This is a genomic window from Olsenella uli, assembly GCF_016900775.1.
Taxonomy (GTDB): Bacteria; Actinomycetota; Coriobacteriia; order Coriobacteriales; family Atopobiaceae; genus Thermophilibacter; species Thermophilibacter uli_A.
Window position 1 is genome coordinate 1 of record NZ_JACJKN010000033.1, and the last position, 4,275, is coordinate 4,275.

The 4,275-nt window shown below is 62.8% G+C and carries 5 protein-coding genes; 3 read left to right on the forward strand and 2 right to left on the reverse strand.

The annotated features are described in order from the left end of the window. Together H6A23_RS11150 and H6A23_RS11155 are read right to left on the reverse strand one after the other, a co-directional pair. Positions 1 to 670: hypothetical protein (locus tag H6A23_RS11150; protein WP_204832244.1), on the reverse strand; the 670-nt coding region annotated here is incomplete at its 3' end. A gap of 464 nt (positions 671 to 1,134) precedes the next feature. Further along, complete coding sequence (locus tag H6A23_RS11155) at positions 1,135 to 2,499, reverse strand: coiled-coil domain-containing protein (RefSeq protein WP_204832245.1); 1,365 nt, start codon at positions 2,497 to 2,499, stop codon at positions 1,135 to 1,137. Positions 2,500 to 2,694: 195 nt separating this feature from the next. On the opposite strand from H6A23_RS11155, the gene H6A23_RS11160 reads away from it, so the two are divergent. From H6A23_RS11160 to H6A23_RS11170, 3 genes are all read left to right on the forward strand, one after another. Beyond that, the gene (locus H6A23_RS11160; RefSeq protein WP_204832246.1) at positions 2,695 to 3,387 is read left to right on the forward strand and encodes a glycosyltransferase family 2 protein; all 693 of its coding nucleotides are present in this window, start codon (positions 2,695 to 2,697) and stop codon (positions 3,385 to 3,387) included. Beyond that, on the forward strand, positions 3,387 to 3,761 hold the full coding sequence (locus H6A23_RS11165) for a DUF2304 domain-containing protein (RefSeq protein WP_204832247.1): 375 nt from the start codon (positions 3,387 to 3,389) through the stop codon (positions 3,759 to 3,761). The genes H6A23_RS11160 and H6A23_RS11165 overlap by 1 nt, the downstream gene beginning before the upstream one ends. Before the next feature lie 8 nt (positions 3,762 to 3,769). Continuing rightward, the coding region (locus tag H6A23_RS11170; protein ID WP_204832248.1) for a glycosyltransferase family A protein at positions 3,770 to 4,275 on the forward strand (506 nt) is incomplete at its 3' end.

A 4,275-nucleotide genomic window follows, 5' to 3' on the forward strand; every position in this document is an offset into this window, starting at 1 on the left:
TGATGTCGGCGCCGCCGCGCAGGACGTAGCCCTCGGAGGTGGTGTAGTGCGCCCAGTTGCCGGCGCCCTCCGACCCGTCGTCGTAGCCCACGACCGCCGCGTGCTTCCCGGCGTCGATCCAGTAGCGCTGCAGGCCCTGGCCGTAATCACCCACATGCCAGCCGGCCGAGAGCAGGACGCCATCGTTGTTGGCAACGTAGACGAGGCCGTCGATGACATCGCTCACCCCACGCAGAACCCAGCTGCTGAGGGCATAGCCAAAAGTTCCGTCACCAATCTCAAATACCCTATTGGTGACCTTCTCCCCGTCCTCGACCCAGTAGCGCTGCAGGCCCTGGCCCTCGTGGTCATCAACCACCCAGCCGGTATAGGCCTTCGCGGTACCGTCCTCGTTGACCGTGCCATCCCAGTAGGAGTCTCCCTGCCAGCCAACCTCGGGAAGTGACGCCTGGGGGAGATCGGCGGCAACGGACTCGGGCGTCTGCGCCTCGACCCCATCCGCCGATGACAGGACCTCGTTCGGAACAACGGGGGCAATCTCCTTGTCGTCCGTCGGCAGGATCGACCCCGGCGCGCCCTCCGTGTCGACGGGCACGTCGTCGGCCTGCCCCGGAACGTCCTCCCCGAGAGAGGGGTCATCCCCCTGCTGGGGCACGTCCGTCTCCGGCACGTCTGTTTCCGACTCATCGACAGGTTCGCTGCCGCCATCCTCTGTCACTTGGTCAACGATCCCGGAGGCAGACGGGGCGTCCGGGGCAAGGCTGTCATCGACCTCCTCGTCCACGGTGGGCATACCATCCAGATGATCGCTGGCGGCTGACGGCGTATCGCGGCCAGCGCCCTGCTCCGTCGAGATCGCCTGTGGAGTTGCGCTGTCAGCAACTGCGGTCTCCGCCAGCGCAACGGTCGGCGCGGCGACGAGCGTCGCACCAAGGCCGAGCGTCGCCATCAGACCCGCAAGAACGCAAGGCTTCCTGTTCATAGGCATACGTGCTCCATCCCCTCTATGTATCCTTTCGGACACACTGGCAATCCTCTCGACCCCGGCTGTCGTTTGAATTCCGTTTATGGGGCTAAGCAGCGGCCATTATAACTTACTTTCCGTAAACCGGCACAACGATATCACGAATCGTACTAGAAGACATCGCTGTACCTAAACTCCCAGAGCGTCGTCCCAACGGGGATGTTGTCATAGACCCACTTGGCACTCCCCCACTGGAGCCCCGCGCACCCACGGTTTGTCCAGCCCGTCGTCGTCTCTCCCGTGGAGTGGACGGCCGCACAGTCCTCATACCCTTTGCCGGGGACGTAGCGCAGATACCCATAGCTGTCACTTGAATAGGACTCGATGTAGCAGGTCGACCAGTCGTTGAGGCCCTTGCCGAAATACTCGTCCGCCCAGTTGCAGATCTTTTTGTGTACGACGGTCCAGACGCCGGAGTAGGTGTTCTTTGCCCCGTTGCAGTTCCAGAGCTTGACCGCCTGCCAGCTGCCACCCGAGCGCTGGAAGACGATGAAGCGGCAGAGCTCGTTATCAAAGGCGATGAAGTAGCTCGTGCTGCTCCCGATGCTCGCGGCGCGCGCGGCAAGCGCATCGATGTACTCGGTATCGCCCGCCCAGGTTACGGTGTCGAGATATGGGTCGCGCGTGCGCGTGCCCGTCAGCGGACCGTCGCTATAGGTGGGATCGCTGTCGACGGGGCCCGAATAATCGGGGATCTGCTCGTCGGCACCGGGCTCTTCCGAGCCGGCATCTTCCTCGGGGGAATGTCCGCCGGACGGCTCCGGGTCTTTTGTGTCCTCACGATTTGAATCTGCCTGTTGAAGCTCCTCGACGTCCTGATTTGCCGATTCGGCCGCCTCGACGGCGGTGGCGATGCTCTCGTTCTGGGCCTGCTCAACCGCCAAATCGGCCTTTGACTGCTCATCAAGCGCGTTGTAGACAGCCGCTGCCTCGTCCACGGTCCCTTGGTACTGTTCCACGAGGCCCATGAGCTCGTCGACCTTGGCCTGCTGCTCAGTCTGCCGCGCCTCGAGCTCCGTCTGCTCCTGAGCAAGCCTGTCTGCGGCGGCCTTCACGGAGTCGATGGTCCTTGCCTGATCGCTCAGAATCTTCTCCACATAGTAGGTCCGGTTCACGAAGTCCTCAAAGCTGCTTGAGTTAAGGAGGAAGTCGAGGATGGAGGATGCGCCCACCTTGTAGTTCTGGCGCATGTCCTCGGAGAGGTCCGCACGACGCGACGCAAGCTCCTCCTGGGCCGCCACCACTTCCTCCCCCTTGGCGTCGGCGGCGGCATCAAGCTCCTCGGAGTCCGCCGTCGCCACGGCAAGCTGGTCCTGGAGCTCGCCCAGCTGGGCGCCAAGGCTCTCAAGACGCTCGGCCGCGGCGGCAAGATCCGACTGTGCGTCAGCGGAGGCCCGGGACGGCAGGGCAGTGGCGACCCCACACGTCAGGGCCAGGGCAGCGGCGACGGCGGCACAGGTACGCCCGATTCTCATTCAGCACCCCTCTATGGCGCACTCGGTGAGCTGCGCGAAAAGACGATATAGTCCCGCTTATCATAGCCTAAGACCATGCCATTCACAGGACCGGCACGTCAAAGGCCCCTTCGCGGAACGTTCCGAGGCGGGCGTCCGGATGGCTTCGATGCATGCTAGACTGGAAGCTCCTATGCAACCGACGAAAGACGATGCATGAAGGTTCTTGTCATCATTCCTGCCTATAACGAGGAGGCATGCCTCGCGGACTCGGTCGAGGCGCTCTCGGAGACATGCCCGACGATCGACTACCTCATAGTCAATGACGGATCCAGGGATCGTACCGGGGCGATTATCGCCGAGCATGGCTTCAATGGGGTGACCTTGCCCGTCAACACCGGCCTCGCCTCGGCCTTCCGTACGGGTATGAAGTACGCGAAGCGCCACGGATACGACGCTGCCATCCAGTATGACGCAGACGGACAGCACCTGCCGGGATTCATTCCCATCATGGCGAGCGCCCTTGAGCGCGAGCACGCAGACATCGTGATTGCCTCGCGCGTTCTCAACGGGGAAAAGCTCACGGGGATGCGCGCCTTGGGGTCCAAGCTCATCTCTGCGCTCATCAAGGCAACCGCACGCGTTTCCCTGACCGACCCGACCTCGGGCATGCGCATGTACAGCGCCCGCATGATCGAGTACTTTGCGACGGGGTTCGACTGCGCCCCCGAGCCCGACACCATCGCCCTCGCCGCTCGGCAAGGCTGCAAGGTCGTTGAGATCCCCGCCCAGATGCAGGACCGCCAGGGAGGCGAGAGTTACCTCAAGTTCGGGAGCTCCATCCGCTACATGGCACGCACCTGCCTCTCCATCCTCCTGTTCCAGTGGTTCCGCAAAGGAGGGCTGTAATGCCCATCACCCTCAGGGTCCTTCTCATTCTCGGCGCCGCCCTCGCCGTGTGGATCGTCATCGGACGCATCAAGAAGTCGAAGATTCTCATGGATGACGCCATCTTCTGGGTGGTGGCGGCCGTTGTTCTCCTCGTCCTGGCCGTGTTCCCCCAGATTGTTATCTTCTGCTCCAACCTGCTCGGGTTCATGTCCCCCAGCAACTTCGTGTTTCTTGTCATCGTGGCGCTCCTGCTCATGAAGGTCCACAGCGATTCGTGCGAGATATCCCTGCTCAAGCACAAGGTGGAGGAGCTTGCGCAGGAGATCGCGCTCGGCGACGAACGGACGCGCCCCGCCGATAAGGGGACTCCCTCGGACTCGAGGCCGCACTAAGGAGCATGATGTTTTCCCCTTCCGACCACACCTTCGTTCTGTGTGCCTATGGCGAGAGCCCCTATCTCGAGGAGTGCCTCTCCTCCCTCATGGCCCAGACGACGAGGACGAACGTCCTCATGGCCACCTCCACGCCCAACGACCGCATCAGGGCGGTCGCGTCTGGCTCGGGGGTTCCCCTCTTTGTGAACCCAGACGGCCCCGGCATCGCATCCGACTGGAACTTTGCAATCAGCTGCGCCACGACCCCGTTGGTCACCGTGGCCCATCAGGATGACACCTACGCCCCCGCCTATGCCGAACACGCACTCAAGGGAATGGGCCGCGCGCAGCGGCCGCTCATCTTCTTCACGAACTACGGGGAGATTCGCAACGGCGAGGAGGTCAACGACAACAGGCTCCTCTCCATCAAGCGCAGGCTCCTCCGCCCCATGGCCAAGGTCGACGGCATCTCTGACTCCCTGCGCACGAAGCGGCGCATCCTCTCGCTCGGGTCTGTCTCTTATACACATCT

Bases quoted from the DNA above. Each gene is read 5' to 3' on its own strand.
- H6A23_RS11160 (WP_204832246.1), top strand. From the start codon at position 2,695: ATGAAGGTTCTTGTCATCATTCCTGCCTATAACGAGGAGGCATGCCTC.
- H6A23_RS11155 (WP_204832245.1), bottom strand. From the start codon at position 2,499: ATGAGAATCGGGCGTACCTGTGCCGCCGTCGCCGCTGCCCTGGCCCTG.
- H6A23_RS11165 (WP_204832247.1), top strand. From the start codon at position 3,387: ATGCCCATCACCCTCAGGGTCCTTCTCATTCTCGGCGCCGCCCTCGCC.